Source organism: Phaeobacter sp. A36a-5a (genome assembly GCF_037911135.1).
Classification (GTDB): domain Bacteria; phylum Pseudomonadota; class Alphaproteobacteria; order Rhodobacterales; family Rhodobacteraceae; genus Phaeobacter; species Phaeobacter bryozoorum.
The window spans coordinates 250,627-271,104 of the sequence record NZ_JBBLYU010000003.1 but is presented as its reverse complement, the minus strand read 5'-3'; the positions used below and the strand labels follow the sequence as shown (position 1 = coordinate 271,104).

At 58.5% G+C, this 20,478-nt stretch carries 21 protein-coding genes, 1 tRNA gene and 1 other annotated feature; of the genes, 14 read left to right on the top strand and 8 right to left on the bottom strand.

Annotation, left to right across the window (positions count from 1 at the left end):
- Positions 1-2: 2 nt before the first annotated feature.
- The 9 genes from WLQ66_RS14735 to WLQ66_RS14695 all read left to right on the top strand — a co-directional run bounded on the left by WLQ66_RS14735 (position 3) and on the right by WLQ66_RS14695 (position 6,786).
- Entirely contained in the window at positions 3-1,523 is a 1,521-nt protein-coding gene (locus tag WLQ66_RS14735; protein WP_340547079.1) for a heme biosynthesis protein HemY, read from the top strand.
- A gap of 72 nt (positions 1,524-1,595) precedes the next feature.
- Positions 1,596-1,671: transfer RNA gene (locus WLQ66_RS14730), tRNA-Thr, on the top strand.
- Between the two features lie 232 nt (positions 1,672-1,903).
- Positions 1,904-2,518: a ribonuclease D gene (locus tag WLQ66_RS14725; RefSeq protein WP_340547078.1), complete on the top strand. Its 615-nt coding sequence runs from the start codon at positions 1,904-1,906 to the stop codon at positions 2,516-2,518.
- On the top strand, positions 2,515-3,486 hold the full coding sequence (locus WLQ66_RS14720) for a KpsF/GutQ family sugar-phosphate isomerase (protein ID WP_340547077.1): 972 nt from the start codon (positions 2,515-2,517) through the stop codon (positions 3,484-3,486). The genes WLQ66_RS14725 and WLQ66_RS14720 overlap by 4 nt, the downstream gene beginning before the upstream one ends.
- An 18-nt stretch (positions 3,487-3,504) precedes the next feature.
- Positions 3,505-4,104, top strand: a complete 600-nt coding sequence (gene lptC, locus WLQ66_RS14715) for an LPS export ABC transporter periplasmic protein LptC (protein WP_340547076.1) — start codon at positions 3,505-3,507, stop codon at positions 4,102-4,104.
- A gap of 24 nt (positions 4,105-4,128) precedes the next feature.
- Positions 4,129-4,608: an LptA/OstA family protein gene (locus WLQ66_RS14710; protein ID WP_340547253.1), complete on the top strand. Its 480-nt coding sequence runs from the start codon at positions 4,129-4,131 to the stop codon at positions 4,606-4,608.
- Positions 4,608-5,366: an LPS export ABC transporter ATP-binding protein gene (gene lptB, locus WLQ66_RS14705; RefSeq protein WP_340547075.1), complete on the top strand. Its 759-nt coding sequence runs from the start codon at positions 4,608-4,610 to the stop codon at positions 5,364-5,366. Before WLQ66_RS14710 ends, lptB begins: the two co-directional genes overlap by 1 nt.
- A gap of 348 nt (positions 5,367-5,714) precedes the next feature.
- A complete protein-coding gene (hpf, locus tag WLQ66_RS14700) occupies positions 5,715-6,278 on the top strand; it encodes a ribosome hibernation-promoting factor, HPF/YfiA family (RefSeq protein WP_340547074.1) in 564 nt (187 codons plus the stop codon).
- Positions 6,279-6,321: 43 nt separating this feature from the next.
- On the top strand, positions 6,322-6,786 hold the full coding sequence (locus WLQ66_RS14695; protein WP_340547073.1) for a PTS sugar transporter subunit IIA: 465 nt from the start codon (positions 6,322-6,324) through the stop codon (positions 6,784-6,786).
- 25 nt (positions 6,787-6,811) lie between these two features.
- Here WLQ66_RS14695 and WLQ66_RS14690 read toward each other — a convergent pair whose 3' ends face one another.
- The 6 genes from WLQ66_RS14690 to fliK all read right to left on the bottom strand — a co-directional run bounded on the left by WLQ66_RS14690 (position 6,812) and on the right by fliK (position 14,311).
- Positions 6,812-8,242 carry a nodulation protein NodH gene (locus WLQ66_RS14690; RefSeq protein ID WP_340547072.1) on the bottom strand — a complete coding sequence of 477 codons (1,431 nt, stop codon included), beginning with the start codon at positions 8,240-8,242 and terminating at the stop codon, positions 6,812-6,814.
- Between the two features lie 6 nt (positions 8,243-8,248).
- A complete protein-coding gene (locus WLQ66_RS14685; RefSeq protein ID WP_340547071.1) occupies positions 8,249-9,949 on the bottom strand; it encodes a DUF5927 domain-containing protein in 1,701 nt (566 codons plus the stop codon).
- Positions 9,946-10,932: a glycosyltransferase family 2 protein gene (locus WLQ66_RS14680; RefSeq protein ID WP_340547070.1), complete on the bottom strand. Its 987-nt coding sequence runs from the start codon at positions 10,930-10,932 to the stop codon at positions 9,946-9,948. The genes WLQ66_RS14685 and WLQ66_RS14680 overlap by 4 nt, the downstream gene beginning before the upstream one ends.
- 184 nt (positions 10,933-11,116) lie before the next feature.
- Positions 11,117-12,007: a phosphotransferase gene (locus WLQ66_RS14675; RefSeq protein WP_374015437.1), complete on the bottom strand. Its 891-nt coding sequence runs from the start codon at positions 12,005-12,007 to the stop codon at positions 11,117-11,119.
- Positions 12,008-12,036: 29 nt separating this feature from the next.
- On the bottom strand, positions 12,037-12,723 hold the full coding sequence (locus tag WLQ66_RS14670; RefSeq protein WP_340547069.1) for a flagellar hook capping FlgD N-terminal domain-containing protein: 687 nt from the start codon (positions 12,721-12,723) through the stop codon (positions 12,037-12,039).
- Positions 12,724-12,727: 4 nt separating this feature from the next.
- Positions 12,728-14,311: a flagellar hook-length control protein FliK gene (gene fliK / locus WLQ66_RS14665; protein WP_340547068.1), complete on the bottom strand. Its 1,584-nt coding sequence runs from the start codon at positions 14,309-14,311 to the stop codon at positions 12,728-12,730.
- Positions 14,312-14,547: 236 nt separating this feature from the next.
- Between fliK and WLQ66_RS14660 the strand changes: the two genes are divergently transcribed.
- From WLQ66_RS14660 to flbT, 5 genes are all read left to right on the top strand, one after another.
- Entirely contained in the window at positions 14,548-14,835 is a 288-nt protein-coding gene (locus tag WLQ66_RS14660) for a rod-binding protein (protein WP_340547067.1), read from the top strand.
- Positions 14,828-15,187 (top strand): flagellar export chaperone FlgN, encoded by a 360-nt coding sequence (gene flgN / locus WLQ66_RS14655; RefSeq protein ID WP_340547066.1) that lies wholly within the window; start codon positions 14,828-14,830, stop codon positions 15,185-15,187. Before WLQ66_RS14660 ends, flgN begins: the two co-directional genes overlap by 8 nt.
- 208 nt (positions 15,188-15,395) lie before the next feature.
- Positions 15,396-16,208, top strand: a complete 813-nt coding sequence (locus tag WLQ66_RS14650; RefSeq protein ID WP_340547065.1) for a flagellin N-terminal helical domain-containing protein — start codon at positions 15,396-15,398, stop codon at positions 16,206-16,208.
- Between the two features lie 81 nt (positions 16,209-16,289).
- A complete protein-coding gene (flaF, locus tag WLQ66_RS14645) occupies positions 16,290-16,661 on the top strand; it encodes a flagellar biosynthesis regulator FlaF (RefSeq protein WP_340547064.1) in 372 nt (123 codons plus the stop codon).
- Between the two features lie 2 nt (positions 16,662-16,663).
- Positions 16,664-17,068 carry a flagellar biosynthesis repressor FlbT gene (flbT, locus tag WLQ66_RS14640; protein ID WP_014876468.1) on the top strand — a complete coding sequence of 135 codons (405 nt, stop codon included), beginning with the start codon at positions 16,664-16,666 and terminating at the stop codon, positions 17,066-17,068.
- A gap of 139 nt (positions 17,069-17,207) precedes the next feature.
- Here flbT and WLQ66_RS14635 read toward each other — a convergent pair.
- Together WLQ66_RS14635 and WLQ66_RS14630 are read right to left on the bottom strand one after the other, a co-directional pair.
- Positions 17,208-18,436, bottom strand: a protein-coding gene (locus WLQ66_RS14635; RefSeq protein ID WP_340546359.1) for an IS3 family transposase whose coding sequence is annotated in 2 segments (ribosomal slippage) — positions 17,208-18,148 and positions 18,148-18,436 — 1,230 coding nt in all. Because the reading frame shifts where the segments join, the coding sequence is not laid out codon by codon here.
- Positions 18,039-18,155, bottom strand: a sequence feature (AL1L pseudoknot). Its footprint overlaps the gene before it by 117 nt.
- Positions 18,437-19,134: 698 nt before the next feature.
- Complete coding sequence (locus WLQ66_RS14630) at positions 19,135-20,463, bottom strand: FliI/YscN family ATPase (protein ID WP_340547063.1); 1,329 nt, start codon at positions 20,461-20,463, stop codon at positions 19,135-19,137.
- Positions 20,464-20,478: the final 15 nt, after the last annotated feature.

The window sequence follows — 20,478 nt, the reverse complement described above, 5'->3', positions numbered from 1 at the left end:
CCATGCTCTGGTCATTGTTGAAGATTCTCGTTTTCGTCGCCATCGTGGCGGTGCTCGCCTTTGGTGCCACATTGCTGACGGAAACCGCTGGCGGCGTTCAGATCACGGTCGCCGGCACCGAATACACCCTGAGCGCATTGCAGTCGGTCATTGCGCTTGCAGTTCTGGTTTTTGCCGTTTGGGTTGCATTCAAACTTCTCTCACTTCTTCTGGCGACGCTACGGTTCCTTAATGGCGATGAAACCGCGATTTCGCGCTATTTCGACAAGGGGCGCGAGCGCAAGGGCTATCAGGCGCTATCCGACGGGTTGATGGCGCTGGCTTCTGGCGAAGGGCGGTTGGCAATGGCCAAGGCTGCGCGCGCGGAGAAATATCTTGAAAAGCCGGAGCTGACGGACCTGCTGACAGCGCAGGCTGCGGAGCTGGCAGGCGACACCAAGAAGGCAGCGGAGGCCTATAAGCGGCTGGTGAGCAACCAGTCCACCCGCTTTGTCGGGGTGCGCGGCATCATGAAACAGAAGCTCTCCGAAGGGGATACCGATACGGCGCGTCAACTGGCCGAGAAGGCGCTTGCTCTGCGGCCCAAACATGAAGAGGTGCAGGATACGCTGCTGACACTTCAGGCGCGGGCGCAGGATTGGGCTGGTGCGCGCAAGACGCTGACGACGAAGTTGAAGACCGGCACCCTGCCGCGTGACGTCTACAAGCGCCGCGATGCGGTGCTGGCCCTGTCCGCCTCTCGCGCGATTGTCGAAGACGGGGCGACCGTCGAACAGCAGGAACAGGCGATCGAGGCCAACCGGCTTTCGCCGGATCTGGTCCCCGCGGCGGCCATGGCGGCCCGTGCCTATCTGGCGCGCGACAAGAAGCGCTACGCCATCCGGGTTCTCAAAAAAGCCTGGGAAGCGCAGCCGCACCCGGATCTGGCACATGCCTTTGCCGAGGTCGAGCCGAATGAAACCGCCGCGGAGCGGGTGAAACGCTTTGCTCAACTGTCGCGGCTGGCGCCGCAGCATGATGAAACCCGGCTGGTGATGGCCGAGCTGCATATCGTCGCCGAGGATTTTCCAGAGGCCCGTCGTGCGCTGGGCGATTTGGTCGAACGAAATCCCGATGCACGGGCGCTGACCTTGATGGCGGCCATCGAGAAGGGCGAGGGTGCCTCGGACGCGGTAATCCAGGGCTGGCTGGCACGGGCGTTGAATGCGCCACGCGGACCACAGTGGGTCTGTGATACCTGCAATCATATCCACGCGGAATGGGCGCCGGTCTGTGAAAACTGTTCTAGCTTCGACACACTCAGCTGGCGCCGCCCCGAGGCCCCCGAGATTGTCGGCGCCACTGGTGCGCAGGTGCTGCCCTTGATCACAGGCACGCCGGAAGGGGCCGCCGGACCTGATACAAGTGACATCCCCGAGGTCGAATTGCTGGAAAGTGACGATCCGGCGGCGGTACCGGATCCAGACAGCCCAGCATCCGACGCTTCCGAAGAGCCCAAGGGGAAATTCCAAGGCGCGAAATAGATCTTTTCCAAGAGGCGCGCCAATGCTAAAGCGCGCCGCACAGACCGCTGCGGGCCCTGACCCGCGCTGGTCGCCGCTGTAGCTCAGATGGTAGAGCACGTCATTCGTAATGATGGGGTCGGGGGTTCGAGTCCCTTCAGCGGCACCATACCACCACCGGCAAAAGATCATCGCGGCAGGATCGCCCGATTTAATATCGGTGGCCGATCTATAGCCGCGATCAATCAAAAGACCGCAGATATCTGCGAGACCCCCTGTTGCATTGGGCCTGCTCCACGCCAAAGCGGAGCCAATTGCCGGTGCCAGAGTTGAGTTTGCCTGCCGAAACCCCTATCTCGGGGCCAAACCCGTTGTACTTGCCAGACAAAGGATCGCGTTTCTTGGCCAATCACCTTTACCAGAACGACCTGCCCGACGGGCTTGATCTCGGGCCAGTCGTTGCGATCGACTGCGAGACGATGGGTCTCAACCCGCATCGGGACCGGCTTTGCGTTATTCAGATGTCAGGCGGTGACGGCAATGCGCATATCGTGCAGGTCTCCAACGGGCAGTCTGAAGCCCCCAATCTCTGCCGGATGCTCAAGGATCCCAACGTGCTGAAACTGTTCCATTTCGGCCGCTTTGATATTGCGGCCATGTATCACGCGTTTGGAGTGCTGGCGGCACCGGTGTATTGCACCAAGATTGCCAGCCGCCTGGTCCGCACTTACACGGATCGCCACGGGTTGAAGAACCTGACTCAGGACCTGATCGGTGTCGATATTTCCAAGCAACAGCAGATGAGCGACTGGGGGGCGCCGCAACTGACCGATGCGCAGCTCGACTATGCCGCGTCCGATGTCCTGTATCTGCACCGGCTGCGCGCGGCGCTGGACAAGCGTCTGGATCGGGAAGGTCGCAGCGAAATGGCGCAGGCCTGTTTCGATTTTCTGCCGATGCGTGCCAAGCTGGATCTCGCCGGCTGGCCCGAAACCGATATCTTTGCACACTCATGAGCAGCGCAGAGACATTCCTCGCCACCGCGCGACAGGTGATCACCGACGAAGCCCGTGCTCTGGATGCGCTGGCGGACAGTCTGGATGAACGTTTTGCCGAGGCCGTAGACCTCGTGCTTCAGGCCGAAGGGCGGATCATCGTCAGCGGTATCGGTAAATCCGGTCATATCGGGCACAAGATCGCCGCGACCCTGGCATCTACCGGGACGCCCGCTTATTTCGTCCACCCCGCCGAAGCCAGCCACGGCGACCTCGGCATGCTGTCCAAAGGTGATGTGGTGCTGGCGATTTCCAACTCTGGTGAAGCGCCTGAGCTGGCAAATCTGCTTTCGTTCACGCGTCGCTTTGGCATCCCGCTGATCGGACTGTCCAGCCGGATGGACAGCACCCTGATGAAAGAGGCCGATGTGCATCTGCAAATCCCCGCCATGGGCGAGGCCTGCGGTTTTGGCATGGTGCCCTCGATTTCGACGACGCTCACTCTGGCGATGGGCGATGCGCTGGCCATCGCCCTGATGAAGCACAGGGATTTCCGACCTGAAAATTTCCGCGCCTTCCACCCCGGTGGCAAGCTGGGCGCACGACTGTCGAAGGTTGACGACCTGATGCACGACGGGGCGGCCTTGCCGCTGGTCAGCACCGAAACCCCAATGCCCGACGCGCTGATCGAAATCAGCCAGAAAGGATTTGGCGTTGCTGGTGTCACTGATGCGGGCGGTGTGCTGCAGGGCATCATAACCGATGGCGATTTGCGGCGGCATATGGACGGGCTGCTGGAAAAATCCGCCGCCGATGTCATGACTCACAACCCGACCACCATTGCTCCCGGCTCGCTTGCGGAAGAAGCCGTCGCAATCATGAATGACCGCAAGATTACCTGCCTGTTTGTCGTCGATCCCGATGCAGAGACGGCAAAGGCTGTCGGACTGCTGCATATCCACGATTGCCTGCGCGTCGGGCTTGGCTGAGGGGGGGGGCGGCGAACCATGGATGGCTATTCCCGCCTTGTGGCCTATCTGAAGGTCTTGCTGCCGCTGATGGCCCTGGCGCTGATGTCGACCATGTTCCTGATTTCGCGCGGCGTCGAAACAGATGCGGTGATCCCCTTCGCCCAAGAAGATCTTAAGGATCGCACCCGCGGACAGCAGATCACCGCGCCGTTCTTTTCGGGAACCACCGCGCAGGGTGATGAAATCATGGTAACCGCCGCCCTGGCTCGCCCGGGTGGCCCAGACGCGCCAGCAACCGCGGTGAACCTCGAAGCCGAGATCAGGATGACCAGTGGCGGCCGCTTCCTGCTGAGTTCGGACACAGGCGCCTTGCGCCCGGATAAGAATATGGCAAACTTTCGCGGCGATGTTGAAATCCTGTCGAGCGACGGTTTGCGGGTCATCACGCAGGAATTAAACGCCGCTCTCAATGGTGTGCAGGCGGACAGCCCAGGACCCGTTCAGGCCAGTGGTGCGATGGGCGATCTGACCGCAGGTGCCATGCAGATCGACACAAAAACCGAGGGCGGGCCGGTACATATGGTTTTCAACAAAGGGGTCAAGCTGCTATATGACCCGCAACAATCAGAAAGATAACCTGTGTTGTATCTGCGTGTATTGATGTTCTGCCTGCCGGTCGCCCTGTTCTCAACGGGGGTGTCGGCGCAGTCCGCGTCCATCGCATTCGGCTCGATCAAGGCTGATCCGTCGCAACCGGTGGAAGTCACCGCAGAGACATTGGACGTGAATCAGGCTGACGGGTCAGCTCGGTTTGTCGGCGACGTTGTGATCGTTCAGGGTGTTATGCGATTGTCGGCCGACAACGTTCTGGTGATCTACAAGCAGGACGAAACTGGCAAAACAGGCGTCGACCGGCTGGAAGCCACCGGCAATGTCATCCTTGTAAACGGTCCCGACGCGGCAGAGGCGGAGAGAGCCGAATACACCATCGACTCCGGAACCGTGGTGATGACGGGCAATGTCTTGCTCAGTCAGTCCACCGGGACGCTGACGTCCAATCGCCTTGTTGTGAATCTGACTACTGGCACCGCCAGCCTGTCTGGCCGGGTGAAAACCATTCTGAATGGCGGCGGCGACTGATGGCCGCGCCCGCATTGACAGTCACCGACGGCAGCTCAGGTCTGCGCATCGAAAAGCTGCGTAAATCCTACAGCAAGAAGGTCGTCATCCGCGACGTCTCCATGTCATTGGACCGGGGCGAGGTCGTTGCACTGCTTGGGCCGAACGGCTCAGGTAAAACCACCAGCTTCTACGCGATTGCTGGTCTGGTATTCCCTGAGGCTGGCTCGGTTACCATCGATGGGCAGAATGCAACCACGCTGCCGATGTACCGTCGCGCGCGCATGGGCATTGGCTACCTGCCGCAGGAAATGTCGATCTTTCGCGGCCTGTCGGTGGAAGATAATATCTCCTCCGTGCTCGATATTGCGGTGAAACACGCCCACAAACGCCGCGAGCGTCTGGAAGAACTGCTGTCTGACTTCTCGATTGAGCATCTGCGCCGGGCGCCGGCGCTGGCGCTGTCTGGTGGTGAGCGTCGCCGCGTCGAAATCGCCCGCTGTCTGGCTGCGGATCCGAAATATCTGCTTCTTGATGAACCTTTTGCCGGGGTCGACCCGATCTCGGTCGGGGATATTCGCCATCTGGTTGGTGATCTGAAAAAACGCGGTATCGGCGTGCTGATCACCGACCACAATGTCCGCGAAACACTGGAGATCGTGGACCGCGCCTATATCCTGCATGATGGCAAGGTGCTGATGTCCGGCACACCGTCCGAAGTGGTCGAAAACGAAAATGTGCGCCGCGTCTATCTCGGGGACAATTTTCGGATCTCTTGATCCCTACGGACACGGTCCAGCTGCACAGTGACATGCCCGGTCTGCGCCTTGCCGCACGCCGTTGACAGCAGCGCGTCGTCAACCATTTGAGAACAGGTGGAAACCCGCCGCCTACTCATAAATGGGTAACCGTTTGACGCCGATTTGCATTGACTCTCTCGCCTGGTTGTCATCGAATTGACTCATGGCAAACCCGCAGTCCGATGCTGTCCTCGCTCCAGCCTTGTTAACAAGGCCCAGACGAATGCAATCGACTGTTTTGCCTAAATCCCACTTTCAGAACTGAAGCGAGAGCAGCCGGGCTTGGCCCGAGTTGGGTTTTGAGGGTCTATTTGTGAAGGAGATCACATGCGTTACCAAATCAGCGGAAAACAGATCGACATTGGCGAAGCGTTGCAGTCCCATGTGCAATCGGAGCTTGGCGTGGCGGTCGCGAAATATGCTGAACGCCCGACGGACGCCAATGTCGTCTTCTCGCGGTCTGCGCATGAATATGTTTGTGAAACGACCGTGCACCTGTCCACTGGTCTGACCGCGCAAGCAAAAGCGCATGCCACTGAAATCTATGCCGCATTTGAGGATTGCTGCGAAAAGATGGAGAAGCAGCTGCGTCGCTACAAGCGTCGGCTGAAGGACCATCACCGTGATCGGAGCGAGCCGGTTGAACTCTTCGGCGCAAGCTCTTATATCCTCGCCTCTGAAGACGCCGGCACCGAGTCTGAACCAGAATCATTGCAGCCTATCATCGTCGCCGAGATGGAAACACAAATTCCATCCCTTTCGGTTGGTGAGGCCGTGATGCAAATGGAACTGGCAGGCGCCCCGGTTCTGGTGTTTCGCAAAGAAGGCAAGGACGGCCTGAACGTCGTCTATCGTCGTGAAGACGGGAATATCGGGTGGATCGATCCGTAACCTGTCACGGCGTTTTACGTGAGTTGAGCGGAGCTATTGAAGTATGCAGATCTCTAACATCCTGAAGCCTGAGGCCGTACGTGTCTTTGGCGCTGCATCCAGCAAGAAGCGTCTGTTTCAAGAAATTGCAGATGTTGCTCAACTCGCCTACGGGCTCCCGGCGCAACCAACGGTCGAGGCTTTGCTGGATCGCGAAAGCCTTGGCCCCACCGGTGTGGGGCACGGTGTTGCCCTGCCACACGCGCGCCTTGATGGTCTGGACAAGGTTGTCAGTGTATTCCTGCTGCTGGAGACACCGCTGGAATTTGGTGCGGTGGATCGCCAGCCGATTGATATCGCCTTCGCGCTCTTTGCACCGGAGGATGCCGGCGTTGAACATCTCAAAGCGCTGGCACTGGTATCGCGCACGCTTCGTGAACAGAGCTTTTGCACCAAGCTGCGGGCCAACCCTGACCCGGCGACGCTTCATACCATCCTGACCGAGGATCAGTCGGTTCAGGCGGCCTGACGTAGCACACGGGCGGGCGGGCATGTCAGCGCGCCCAGGCGTCAAATCCGAACAATATGTAATCGCGCTGGTAGACAGTTGCGATCTGCGCCTCCAGCGTGTCGTCATAAATATCCTGAAGACTATACGGCTGGTCGACCCCGGGTGCGTCCGGGGAGCTGGCTTTGGATTGGCCAAGCCACCGGGCAAGATCAGGCAAAGTCGTGGCCAGATCCTCTTCGCGTAGGATCAGATCTGGCGATTGAACAGCTGAAAACCCCGCAATTGTCTGCGCCTGAGTGGCCCAGCAGGCATCGGTGCGAAACCCGGTCTGCCCTGAAAGATTGGCACCAATCACCTCGACAAAACTTGCAAAAGCCGTTCGATGCTGTTCGCGGGTATAGGACCCATGTGCAGGGTCCTTGGGCAGCGGAACCTTGAACTGTTTGCGCAGCAGATTACGGATCTGGCGCAATGTTCCTGTCTCTGACCCGAGAATGCGCGTGCAAAAGACATGATGAAGCCGGGCCGCCGGATGACGCAGAACGGTGAGGCTGCGGAACCCGGGATGGCCGCGCTTCCATTGCCGCAGCTGTTTTTGGTTCATCCCCTCAATCAAGGCGCCATCGCCGTCTGGTTCCTGCCCGGCCATCCAGCTGCGTATGACATCCGTCGGACCACCGCTGATCGGCAGATACAATAGCGGCAGCTGCTGCCCCGCGATGTAATCAGGCACTGCCGGGCCGCGCCGAGGTTCGAAATTCGGGGTCCGAGAGAGGTTGAAACGATCCAGCCGCGCCATCGCACGGTCAAGCTCCGAAGGATTGGCGACCTTCTCTTCCAGCGCAGCGGGGTTTTGCGGTTTGAGACTATCGTCAAGCTGCGCCAGCCGGGCATCGACACCCAGCCACTTTGCCAGTCCGTTGATCACCTCCAGATCCTGAAGATCCTCATAGGCCAGATAAAAGGCTGTCTGGCCAGACCTTTGCAGCCGGTTCAGCAATGTAAGCTGAAAACCCTGCAGCTCGGCAACGTGATGGGCAAATTCCTCCGCATCGACCGTCGCCAGCCCGTCCTTGCGGCGTTTCACGTTTGTCAATTTCCACTGGCCGGTGCTGCGCGCGATCTTATGCGAGACATAGCTGTCTGCCGGGTTCCGAGTCAGGATGATTTTGGCACAACGTGGATCGTCAAGCAGCGCGTCCAGAATGCGCGGGTCATGGTCGTGGAAGTAGCGAAAACCGTTCAACGCGCCCTCGGCGTCGCGGATCTGCGACAGAAATCCCAGAACGTCACTGTCGCGCTGTGCTTGTGTCCAGCCCAGCGTCGCCTCGCGGTTGGGATAGCTGATAAAATAGGGGTTAAAGGCCTCGCCGTGACAGGTGACGCCCTCAAGAGCGTTCAGATTGGCTTCGAGAAAATTGGACCCGGTCCGCATCTCCGCAAACACAACAAAGTAGTCAAAGTCTTGGGTCATGGTTCGCTATTGCACCAAATAGGGTTTGCGCGGCGTCTTCGGCATGTTCAACGGCCCCTGTTCCGCCGGGAAATCGCCCATCAGATAAGGGTGCATCCCCTGGTTCTTTAGATTTTGCAGAAACTGACCAAATCCCGCCAGATCCACCATCCTTGGCGCCGTCGTCAGATGGCGCTGCGCCTGTGCTCCGAATTCATCCAGAATGGTCTGTAGGGGCTCCATCGGAGATTCGACAAATTCGGCCATCGACCAGATCCGCACACGCGCCTTTACGTATTTGGAGCGGAGAATTTCGATATGTTTTGCCTCGATCTGCTGCAATCGTGCCGCTTCACGTCGCAGGTCGGAGAAATTCCTGTTGGACCGGAACAGGGGCACCGCCCAGGCACCGGAAATCACCGAAACCTGTGCATTGGGGTCGCGCGCTACCAGCCAATTGATACTCTGATTGTCCTGCGGTCCAAACTGGAAACATTGCCGTTCACCACGGGTGTTCCAGATCAGATTGGTCAGAAACCCCTTGGGATGATAATCCCGTAGCTTGGCACTGTCGCTCAGACCGCCGTTCATCAGCGTCTGGCAGTCAGCAAATTCCACCCGCTCGGGGGCAAAAAGATGCCCATGAACCTTTGCGCCGGTGACCTGGGTCAACCACTCCTCAAAATTCTCGAACAGCTCTGTAAAACCCTGAAACATCGAGTAGGGGTTGCAGGTGATGCCATTCTCCAGCCCGTTGGCCGGAAGGCGGCTTTGCATATAAAGGCCGGGACGACCGCGGGTGCGCCGCTCAACCGCCTTGGAGAAAATCCGGTCTATCTTGCCCGGATTGGGTTCCGAGGTTTTCATCAGATCCGGCTGATCGCCCAGAAACGTCGAATAGAGCCGATCCGCATGAGGCCAGATTTTCCGCGCGACAAAGCAGTCGGACCGGCGCAGCAGTTGCAGATGGTCGTCGTAGAAATTATGCGGCTTGCCCTGAAAATCGAACTTGGACAGGGTCAGTGACCGGCTTTCGATATTGCTGGAATAGAGCCGAACGAGGGTTTGGTAATAGCTCTCATCCGGGATCCAGACCTTGCGAAAATACCGGTCGTAGCGCGGCCGGTCTGGGTCTTCCAGAATCGCCGAGAGTGTCTGCCGCGTCAGGCACCACCACTGACTGCCCATATGAGGCACCAGCCCGTCGGGGATCCTGCGCTTGATGCCCAGCTTGCGCTGAAGCGAGACATATTTGTCAAAAAGGTATCGGCGTTTCTTCCACGAGAAGGGAAAGCGCAGCGTGAACCGTTCCACATCTAGCCCGCCGACAATCCATGGCACATCGGCAGTGGTCGCGCTTTCGATGAAGTCGGTGCGGGGCCGGGCGGCAAGATAGTCCACCAGGTCAGACACCGGGCGCAGCGGCAGGCAGGACCCGGAAGCAAGAAACACATGCCGCACCGAGGGATATTTTGCCAGCATCAGCCCGGATGCGGATTGAGAGGCTGCAACGATGCCCCAGGTCCCCCATTCGCAGCGATGCCGCCGCGAGAACCGCACCATTGGATCACCTGCAAATGCGGCCTTGAAGGCAGAAAATGTTGCCTGAGGGACCTTCTTATCAACGTGCAGAACAACGGGGCACCCGCCTGCGACCCAATGGCGCGCGACCTGTTCGGCCCGGTCCAGTGCCGTATGGACCAGCAAGACGATGCCAACCGTGCTCATGCCCAGTTGCCCTTGGACATCAGGCCAAGAATCTCCAGCTGGCGCCAGTTGATGTATTTCTCGCTCCACTTGCACCAGAGTTCTGGCTGATCCTCTACGGCCTTGGCGTAGGCTTTGTATTCGGCCGATCCCGCATAATGCTGTTCACGCAGCATCTCTTCCTCGGCCTTGGTCACAAACGTGTGGAGGAATTTTGTGTGCAGCAAGGCGCCGCTGGCCTTTTCGCCACCATCCGTTTCATAGACCTGATTGAGGCCGCGTGGCAGCAAGGCATGGGTCGAGCTGACATAGGTATAGCGGCGATCCCATTTCACCAGCGGGATCTTGTTCAGCGCCGGTGCTTTCTTTGGTTGATCGGCAAAAAACACACGCGCCCGCGGCCCTCCCTGGATCCACAGGTTGCCATAGATCGGATTGCGCTTGATCGAGTAGTTGCCGCTGTCGAACCAATTGGCGATTTCGAGCGGATCCTGTCCGGCGCGATAGGGAACGGCATCCAGTTTCCCTTTTGGATAGACGTCAATCAGCATGGCCGAGAAACTACGGATCGCAGAATTGTCGAGCCAGTCGGTCAGTGCCCGCAGCGGACGACTGTCGCAGAACGGGTAGATGAACAGCTCATCCGGGTCGACGACCAGCACCCAGTGACCATGGGCGTAGCGACGTTTCAGATGGTTCATCCAATCAATGCCGAAACCGGCACGCTTGTAACTGGCCACTGTGTGCCAGACCGAGACATCGGGCTGGCCTTGCAGATATTCGCGCGTTCCGTCGACCGATCCATTGTCTACGACGAGGAAATGATTGACGCCCAGTTTGCGATAGTAATCGAGGAAATATGGCAGCCGGATCTGTTCATTGCGCAGGGTTGTCACCAGCAGTATGTCACCGGGCCGGATCTGATCGGTCTGATCCTGAACCGATGACAATTCGCGGGACTTGCGCATGGCACGCAGGATCCGGCGTTTCCGCCGCAGCCGCATGCGATAAGACTCCCAAAGGCTCAAGACTGCTTCCATCCCCGGTTGCAAAGGTGCCGTGTCGGACTGTCGTCAACTCGACCGCATCACCGCCAGCGACATTCCGCACAATATGCCATGTAAGCTATTTGGAAACAATGAATTTGGGATTGACGGTGTTGTTGCGAAATGGCTCTCGCAAAGCCCCTCAGGCGGCTGCGAGGCACGCGTCCAGAGCCGCCCGTTCCAGCCGATAGGCGCGGCTGTCCGCCTCACCGTCGCGTTCGTCGCGCCACCGGCAATAGGCCACCATACGCCAGTGGAACCAAGGTTTCAACTCCAGGTAGCGCGCCACGACCTGCGGATCAGGGTAGGCCGCCAGGAATGCCGCCTCCTCAACTGCCGATAACGGTGCACCGCGATAGACCTGCTGCATTGCCGGAGACAGGAATAGCGCGATGTCCTCCGCCGGATCCCCGATCTGTGGGCATTGCCAGTCGATCAATGTCAGCTGCCCATCGCAGGTCACTATGTTGCCAGGAACCGGATCCCCGTGGATGAGGCTAGGGACGCCAAGCGGTGCGACAGGTCTCGTGGGTGCAATTCGCAACAGGTCATTGCCCATGCGACAATGGCCCAGAATGGTGCGGGTCTGGGCGGCAATCTCTGCGCTGCCGGATATGCCGTTTGGTAGATCTGGAATGACAGGCTGTGTGTGCAGACGTCCCAGCAGTTCTGCCACATGGGTGGTACCGGATGACCAGGTCACCCCGGGCGAGTGTTGATAGGCCAGCCAGTCGCGCCCTTCGAACTGACCCGCGGCCAGCGGAGACGGCACCATGCCAGTGCGGTAAAGCGCGCTGAGTGCCGCCTGCTCGCGTGAGGGATCATTGGCAAACAGCGGGTTGGCATTGCCTCTGCCATAGAGCTTCACAACAATACCGCCCAACCGCCAGACCCGGTTGGAGCGACCGCCCAGCAGCGGACATGGCGCAGCGTCGCTCAGGCCGAGGCCAGCGAGATGCGCAAGAAAACGTGTTTCGAACTGTGTCCGATGGTGTTGCAGGTCAGGCTCCGTCGCTATGGTCTGTGTTACCACACAGTCCAGGTCTTCGGTGCCATTATGCGTCAGACTGCAGGTGCCGTAGGTTCACGCAATGCTGTCACCGATGACGCCAAAATCGCCGAGCCGCCCTCAAGGATCAAGGCCACTTCGTTGCCCCGCATCTGAGTTTCTTTCACCCTTGTATAGGTCTCAGCAGTATCGGAGAGAACGATTTCACCGTTTTTCTGGCTTTCCAGCGTGAAACTATAGCTGCCAGCATCAAACGCGTACCCGTCATCGTCAATACCCTGCCACTGATACGGCTCGGCAGTGACCGGTAGGCTGATCCGCTGAACTTCCTTTCCGCTATCATCCTTGACCACCAGGTGAACAGTGTCCGCGATCTGGGCTGGATTGGGCGACACGGTGACAGGATTGGTCCCGTCAAAATAGGCAGGCGCCGCAGACCGGGTTTCCATACCGACCCAGCCCGACATAGCTGCCATATTGGCGAGACCCAATTGGGCCTGGATACCTTCCAGAACCTCATTGCCCTGAACCTGCTGCTCGACCATGGAAAACTGTGCCAGCTGCGCAGAGTACTCTGTCGAATCAATGGGTTCCAAAGGGTCCTGATATCGCGCCTGCGCCGTGAGCATCTTCAGAAACGTCTCAAAGTCAGAGGCAATTCCGGTGGCTTTTTTCGGTTCCGGCGCGGCGGTCGCTGCCTGTTGCTGTTGCGGTGCCGCAGCACCCGATACAGTTGTCATCGTCTTACATCCTCATATCAAGCCCAACCTCACCGAGGTTGAGTGATTGTGTCATCGGTTCTACGGGGAGATCGGCCATCTCTTCCTCGCCACGCCCTGCGGATCGACCCGCTGGGGTATGGGAGGCGTCATGGCCACCGCCCTGATTGGAGGTCTCACCGCCTGAGAACTGGAACGAGATATCCTCAAATCCCATGCGCCGGAATTCATCTGCCAGTTCGTTGATATGGCGGCGCATCAGATCGCCGGTTTCGGCGCGTTCGGTCTGGATCATGACGCTGACGCCGGTATCCGTGACTGAAACACGCATATTCACATGCCCCAGCTCCTTGGGATTTAGAGCAACGTCAACGTTGCGATCCCCTTTCATCGCGAGGGCTTCGGCCATCTGATTCGCAATCAGACGAGGGGTTTCCGGCTTGTGAACGGTTCCCGGGCTCACGGTTGCCTCGGTCAGCAATTGCGCCAGGCCTGGTAGTTCCATTCCTGTGCTGCCGCCTGTGACCTTGGCCCCTCCGGCCTCTGCTGAGGTCAGCGAATCAAGCGCTAGCGCCGAAGTGGCGTTGGCGCTAGGCATCGCGGCAGTCAGGGCCCCGGCACCAAGGCCGAAGCGGGCCGTCGAATAGGTGCCCTGCGGGATATGTGCAGCGGTCTGAGCGGCTGTGTTCTGCTGTATCTGCTCAGACGCGGCGCGCCGGGCTTCAAATTTCTCTCGTACGGGCGGCAGTGCTGCCTCTACCGGGATCGGTGTTGCCGTCCGCTGTTGCTCGACGGGCTGGGTCTGCTGCGCCGAAGGGGGTTTAACCGCCTCCTTTGCCGCTTCAGACTGCGGTGCAGTTGCAGCCAGCGACCGCGCGGTTTTTTGTTCCGCCTGAGTACGTGATGTGGACTGCGCAAGGGCATCAGTGCCTGCAGGCTGGCGGTTCAATCCTGCACCGGTGCCAGGCACCTCGGGCGTCGCTGTGCGGTGATCACCGGTCAATTGTCGATCCGCCTTGGCTTCGGCGCTCGTCGGATCGCCTTTCAGCGCAAGCTTTTGATTCGCCTCTGCTGCGGCGCGTTCCGGCATGCTGGCTGTCTCAGACTGCGCCCCTTGAAGCCCTCCGTTGCGGGGATCACCCACCGCCTGTGCCCCAGCTTCAGATTGTTGGATCATCGCAGCGGATCCGGCAGTTTTTGCAGCATCCGAGGCTGCTTTAAGGTCAGCAGCCTGATCATCCGACGCGCCGCCAACCGTTCTTTCGGATTGCATCGCCTGCTTGCCGCTTTCGGCATCGGGATCAGATGATCCATCGGTCTGACTGCCGCTCTGGCCGATCACCACCGGCGCAGGATGCGCGTTGGGCACCTCATGCTGTTCAGCTGTCGTTTCCGGCTGAACCATCACGATTTTGGGGTCTTCAGAAATCTGTACTTCGCTCGACGTATCTTGCCGGGCTTCGCCGATGGGCGCCTCTGCGTCACCATCCTGTACGGTTTGATTCGCTTTTTCCGAAGCGCCGGACGCTGAGGTCTGCTGTTCTACGAGTTCCTCAACCTCGGTCACCGCGGTTTCTGCGCTATCCGAAGATTTTGCAGTCTCTGCCATAACCGCGTCAAAGCTTGCGCCTTTACGCGATTTTGCCGATTCGCCTTGCTGGATCTTCTCCGATCCCTGCGCTCCACCAGAGGTGGGAGTCGTAAGTGCGTTGATAAACATTGGCTTCCAGACATTCTATCTCGATCCATGCACCTTAACGCCAATCGGTTACGGCAATTTTAACCGATCATCCGCCAAAATAGAAAAAATCGAAGCAATTTCGACGTCTCAGAATGAGGTACATCATGGAACAGATTGCTCAACTACCGGCGCTACAGCGTCCCCAAGTGATCAAACCGCCACAAGACCCGCTGCGCAAAGCAGCTCAGGAACTTGAGGCGACCTTTCTTGCAGAAATGTTGAAATCCGCAGGCCTTGGCGAAAGCCGCGAAACCATGGGCGGCGGCGCGGGCGAAGATCAGTTTTCCAGTTTTCTTGTGCGCGCACAGGCGGAGCAGATCTCCAAAGCAGGCGGTATCGGCCTGGCAGAATCACTTTATCACGCATTGAAAGAGGCACAGACCAATGACTGATCAGACACCGCAACAACTGATTGAGGAACTCGATTCCCTGCTTGATGCCGAACGCGCGGCATTGGTCAGTGGCAATCTGCAGGCGCTGGAGCCGCTGCTTGCAAAAAAAGAGGCAATCATCACGACGCTGAATATGACAGCCGATCTGGAGCGCGAGGCTCTAGAGCATGTCCAGGGCAAGGTTTCGCGCAATCAGGTACTGCTTGATAGCGCGATGGAAGGTATTCGGGCGGTGGCTGCCCGGATGGCCGAACTGCGTCGTGTGCGCAAGGGGCTGGATGTCTATGATCAGTCGGGGCGGAAAACCCGCTTTGCGACCGGGGGCACACCCAGCTTGGAAAAACGGGCATAACCAGCCCAATTTAGGGAAAATTCTAGCAATGGAATTTCCGGCATTAGCACTCCTTTAGCACATAGTAGGCCAATGTCACTTTGCACCTTCCAAAGAGGGTGGCGCGGAAGCCGGACGGCGGAACGCATAGTCAGAAAGACGTCAGAGAGCGCCCTTCGGGGCAGGGAAACCAGAGGTCAAAACGCCTCTAATCAAAGGAATACATGCTATGTCCAGCATTCTGACTAACAACGGCGCAATGGTTGCACTGCAGACCCTGCAGTCCGTGAACAACAGCCTTGACGAAACGCAGAGCCAGATTTCGACCGGTAAACGTATCGGTTCGGCCAAAGACAACGCGGCCGTTTGGGCGATCTCCAAAACCATGGACTCCGACATCGCCGCCTATAAGTCGGTTCAGGAATCCCTGGGCGTTGGTGAGGCAACTGTTGCTGTTGCTCTGTCCGGCGCGGAGCAGATCGTTGAAACTCTGACCGAGATGCGGCAGCTGGCGGTTTCCGCGAACTCGGAAAACGTTGACCATGCTAAGATTCAGGACAGCATTGCCAAGAAGGCGGCGCAGATCGAGTCGATCATCGACTCTGCTGAATTCAACGGCGCGAACCTGCTCGATGATACGGTCACCACTGCACTGACTGTTCTGGGTGGACTGGATCCGGCCGCAGATACAATCACTGTGACCTCGATCGACTCGGCAACAAACATCAGCACAGCGGGTATCACCAGCATCACCGACGTTGCCACCGCGTCTACTGCTCTGACCGAGATCGAAACCATGCTGGGCAACGCAATTGATGCGGCAGCTCAGCTGGGTGCGGACTCCAACCGTCTGTCCGACCAGGGCATGTTTGTGTCGAAACTGTCCGACTCCCTGACAATGGGCGTCAGCACCATGACCGACACGAATATGGAGGAATCCTCTGCAAGGCTGAAGGCGCTGCAAACCCAGCAGCAGCTGGCGGTGCAATCATTGTCGATTGCAAACCAGGCGCCACAGACCCTGATGCAGCTGTTCCGTTAATGACAGCTTGATCTGGGGCGCTGTTGCGCGCCCCAGATCCCCTATCGCAGAGAATCTGTAGATTACATGTTAGGATAACACGTGAATGCCCTTCTAAAGGCGAAGAGCGCCTATTCGGCGGCGAAGGCCCCGACCCGAACTGCAAAGAACCTCGAATATGAAGTCATTGCCCGAGTAACACGTCGCATGGTTGCGGCCGCACAGAAAGGTAAGCCTGGGTTTACCGAACTTGCCGCAGCGCTCACCGACAACCGTAAACTCTGGTCGATCTTTTCAATCGAAGTTGCAAGTCCAGGGAACCCACTCCCGGATGAACTGAAAGCTCAGTTGCTCTCGCTTGGGGAATTTACCCATCAACACACCAGTAAAGTCTTGGCCCGCAAAGCGGACGTGCGGCTGCTGGTGGAAATCAACACGGCCATTATGCGTGGCCTTCGCAGCGGAGCGTCCTGAATATGAGCGGATTGGTCCTGAAACTTGCCCCGAAAGAGCGGGTATTGGTGAATGGTGCAGTAATTGAAAACGGGGATCGGCGCAGCCGGTTGTCGATCGTAACTCCGGATGCAAACATCCTGCGCCTGCGCGATGCCATCCATCCCGAAGAAGCCAACACGCCGGTACGTCGCGTCTGCTACGCCGCGCAGCTGGTCCTGTCTGGCGATGTTGACGGCGAGGAAGATCGCTTGCAGATGTTGCGCCGGATTGAAGAGCTGAGCCAGGTCTTTACCGATCCGGACAGTCGCGCCTCGCTGGCAGAGGCCACTGATGCGGTTCTCTCCGACAACCATTACCGGTGCTTGAAAGCGTTGCGCACCCTCTTGCCACGCGAAGACCGGTTGATGGCAGTGCGCCCATCGTGAGTTCTCAGCCGATCATGCCGGAAACGGCATCGTCGGCTGGAATTGTCATTACAGAGAATGATCAGGCCGCCTTGGGCCTGTGAAGCACAATCCAGGTGTGTGAACCGCACCGGGTTTGCCGGAGGCTGATTTCAGTTAGTTACGCGGCAATGCCCTCAGTTTCCAGAGCGGTGTAGAAATTGGCCTCTGCTTCTGCCGGCGGGATGTTCCCAATGGGTTCGAGCAGGCGGCGGTTGTTGAACCAATCCACCCATTCGAGTGTTGCGTATTCCACCGCCTCGCAGTTGCGCCAAGGGCCGCGGCGGTGAATGACCTCAGCCTTGAACAAGCCGTTGATCGTCTCGGCCAGGGCATTGTCGTAACTGTCTCCGACGCTGCCGACAGAGGGCTCGATACCAGCTTCTCCCAACCGCTCTGTGTACTTGATCGACAGGTATTGGCTGCCGCGGTCGGAGTGGTGAACAAGCCCCATCGCCTTTGTCGGCCGCCGCTCGTGAACAGCCTGCTCCAGAGCATCGATAACGAACCCGGCATGCGCCGAGGTGCTGACACGCCAACCAACGATCTTGCGGGCATAGGCATCGATAACGAAGGCGACATAGGTGAACCCCTTCCAGGTGGCAACATAGGTGAAATCGCTGACCCAGAGCATGTTGGGCGCGGGCACACGGAACTGCCGGTTCACCTTGTCCAGCGGGCACGGGGCCCTTTTGTCGGGCACCGTGGTTTTGTGCGGCTTGCCCCGGATGATGCCTTGCATACCCATGCTCTTCATCAGCCGGGCGACCGTGCAGCGGGCAACAGTGAAACCCTCCCGCTGCAATTGCCGCCAGATCTTCCGCACGCCATAGACCCGCCAGTTCTCTTCGAAAATACGCAGGATCTCGGGCCGCAATGCCGCGTCACGCCGGGCACGGTCCGACAACCGGGCCGGATTGGCCCGCTTCGCCAGATGCTCGTAATACGTGGAAGGGGCAATCGGCAGGACAGTGCAGATCGGCTCGACCCCATGCTCACCGCGATGCATGTCGATAAATGACACCATCACTTCGACCGGCGGTCGAGCTCCGCCATCGCAAAATACGCCGATGCCTTGCGGAGGATCTCGTTCGCCTGGCGCAGTTCGCGGTTCTCCCGCTCAAGCGCCTTCATCCTGTCGGCGACATCAGTTGGAACACCCGCCCGCTTGCCGCTGTCGACTTCCGCCTTCTTCACCCACTCATTCAGCGTGTGCGCCGAACAGCCGATCTTCGCAGAGATCGACATGATTGCCTGCCAGCGGGAACTGTGCTGGCCCTGGTTGTCCAGCACCAGACGCACCGCACGCTCGCGGACCTCAGGAGAATACTTGTTTGTTGTCTTGCTCATTGTGACTTCATCCTACTCAGGAGTTGAAGCCTCCGGCAAACCCGGTGCGGTTCAGTGGGCGTCAAAGCGGGCGTCTCACACAGAGCTTGAGTTTGAATATTCTGCCTCGCCTCATGTACATATCGTGATAACGGCAGACACCCCAGTCAAACGGTGGACATCCCAATCAGATCCGCTGGCTCAGAGCGAATTGCTCGTCCCTCGGATCGATTGGCAGACGCAGCATCTAACGGCATCAGCATGAATGAGATCACTTGCGTGGTGCAGCGGCCCGCCCAGACCACCTCAATGTCGCCATTCTTATCTGTAGCGGCGGGGCGGATTTTTCCAAATGCTTGATCGATATGGCAGATGTCGGCGGCCTTTGATCTGTGACAGATTGCTGTGATGCTGATCACTTCGCCCTGGATAGATCTCTGGTTGGAGCGCGTGCACACAGGAGAGCTATGCGCCCTGTTCTGGACCGTGCGCGGCGTCTGAAGCAGGTTCGATATCCTTGACATGAGGCATTGGCGCAGTTTTCAACCAGCTGGAGAAGCTGCTGCTCCGTCCCGTCAGAACCCTGCGCGGCCTGTGCGGATCACAAACCTCTCCATATGTCAGTCTGCTCACAATCTGCATCTGCTCGCAGGACGTCGTCTTGACTATGCGGATGTACTGCTGGCGTCCGTCGATAGAAAACGGGGTACAAGATTGCCCTATCGGATCGCCACGGCGCGTCGCATCATCAGCATCAAGCGGTTGAAACTGCTCTGTATCCCTTCCGGGTCTGCTCTACCGAAGAAGGAATCCAACTCAGGCCAGAGCTTTACGGCCTGATCAAGCGTGACATCGTTGCCCTCGGAGTAAAGGCCTGCGCGAATCATAACTTCGGATTGCTCATAGGCGCCCAGGTATTTGCGAACATCCAGAATTGCTGCATTCTCGTCAGGCGATGCAGCGGCGGGCAGGCTACGGGAGACGGAACGCGAAACGTCGACAGCCGGAAACCGCCCCCGCTCCGCGATTTCGCGGTTGAGCACGATGTGACCATCAAGGACGCCTCGCAGAATATCGGCAATCGGCTCATCCATATCGGAGCCTGCAACCAGAACACTGAAAATAGCTGTGATATCCCCCTGATTCTCGTTCCCGGGACCGGCTCGTTCGCAGAGGCCGGTGATCAGCGGAGTGACCGAAGGCGGGTATCCACGCAGTGCCGGAGCCTCGCCGGATGAAACGGCAATTTCTCTATGTGCCTCGGCAAACCGGGTCACCGAATCTGCCAGGAACAAGACATTTTTCCCCTGGTCGCGAAAGTGTTCAGCAACCGCCATAGCCGACCAGGCGCAGCGACGGCGAACCAGTGCCGACTGATCCGATGTGGCCGCGACGACCACCGCACGCTTCATCCCCTCGGCACCCAGCACGTCCTTGACGAAGTGGTTGACCTCGCGTCCGCGCTCGCCAATGAGCGCAATAACAACCACATCAGCTTCCATATTCTGCGCCAATGTTGACAGCAGCGTGGATTTCCCCACGCCGGATCCGGCAAAAAGTCCGACACGCTGACCTTTTACAATTGGCAGAATCGTATTGAACACCGCCAGCCCAGTGGCGAGTCGTTCTCCCATCGGGCGACGTGAGGCGGCTTTGGGCGGCGAAGCCATCAGGTCCCGCGTGGCTTCGCCGCGCATGAGAGGACGTCCGTCCAATGCTGCACCAAAGGGATCAATCACCCGGCCGATCCAGCTGTCAGAAGGCGCAAAATCCGGCGTCGGATGCAGAAGTACAGCATCGCCAATCGCCACGCGATCTGGCGCTGTATCAGGTAACATGCTGACTTCACTGCCAGAAATTCTCATGACCTCGCCTTGCAACGGGTCGCTTCCGGCTCTGCGCAGAATCAGGCGGTCACCGATACGTGCCTGGCCGTTCAACCCCGATACGGTGATTGCACCACCTGATATTTCCGACACCCGACCCACCGCCGAAGACAGTCTTTTGTTCGCCAAATCCTGAGTCAATGCGTTGATGGCTGAGATCATGTTCTGGTGTCTCCA